The sequence below is a fragment of the Streptomyces klenkii genome, assembly GCF_003626645.1.
GTDB lineage: Bacteria > Actinomycetota > Actinomycetes > Streptomycetales > Streptomycetaceae > Streptomyces > Streptomyces klenkii.
Genome location: NZ_RBAM01000173.1, coordinates 1 through 1,092, shown reverse-complemented (window position 1 = coordinate 1,092; position 1,092 = coordinate 1). Strand labels below are relative to the sequence as shown.

At 76.4% G+C, this 1,092-nt stretch carries 1 protein-coding gene and 1 pseudogene; both read left to right on the top strand.

Translation table 11 applies throughout. The annotated features are described in order from the left end of the window. Positions 1-370, top strand: a pseudogene (locus D7231_RS36845) (hypothetical protein); the annotation flags it as partial. Continuing rightward, positions 367-1,092: dynamin family protein (locus D7231_RS35555; RefSeq protein ID WP_199739550.1), on the top strand; the 726-nt coding region annotated here is incomplete at its 3' end. The pseudogene D7231_RS36845 and the gene D7231_RS35555, both read left to right, overlap by 4 nt.

The window sequence follows — 1,092 nt, the reverse complement described above, 5'->3', positions numbered from 1 at the left end:
GGCGGGGGCGGCGGGCACCGGCACGGTCGTCGCGGGGATGGTGGCCGCGTTCGCCGCCGACATCTCCGCCGACTTCGACAGCCGCATCGCCCGGGAGCGGGAGCGCATCGACGACACCCTCGCCCGGCTGGGCGCCGGCATCCGGGCCACGGAGGAGAAGGCCGCCGCGCGGCTGGCCGAACTGGCGGGGGAGCAGGCGCCGTTGAAGGAGATCGAGGAGGCGGTGGCGGAACTCGCCCCGCGCGCCGCCCGCCTGGCGGGGGTGGCGGGTCCGGAAGCGCCCGGCCCCGACACGGGGACGCCGCGCCCCGCGGAAGACGCGCCCGGCCCCGACGAGGACACGCCGCGCCCGGACGAGGGCGCCGCGTGAGCGAGCCGCTTCCGCGGCGGGTCGCCGTCGCGTTCGAAAGCGCCGTCGGGCTGCTCGAACGCGGTGGCGAGGACACCGAGTTGCTGCGCCGCGCCCTCGCCGCCGAACGCGACCGCGCCGGGCGGACCATGAGCGTGGCCGTCGTGGGCCGCATCAGCACCGGCAAGTCCACCCTCGTCAACGCCCTCATCGGGGAGGAGCGGCTGGCCACCGGCTCCCAGGAGCTGACCTACAACGTCAACCGGCTGCGCCACGGCCCCGAAGCCCGCCTCCTCGTGCACTACAAGGACGGCCGCCCGCCGCGGCCGTTCGACCCCGGACAGCTGACGGAGCTGACCGTGCGCCGCGAGCGGCGGCCGGAGGAGATCGACGGGATTGCGGAGATCGTGGTGGAGCTGCCGAGCCCGTACCTGCGGGCCTTCGAGCTGATCGACACCCCGGGGCTGGACTCCGTCTTCGGCCAGGACTCCCTCAACACCCTGGAGTTCCTGGGCCTGGACCCGGGCGAGGTGCGGTCCGCCACCCTGCGCCACGCCGCCTCGGCCGACGGGCTGGTGTTCGTCGTGCCGGTGCGCGGGCCCTCGGCCGGGGACAGCCGCCTGCTGGCGCAGTACCTCGGGCCCGAGTTCGTCGCGGCCACGCCCCTCACCGCGCTGGGCGTGCTCACCAAGTGCGAGCAGGAGTGGGAGGCCGGCGGCCCGCACCCGCTGGACCTCGGCCGG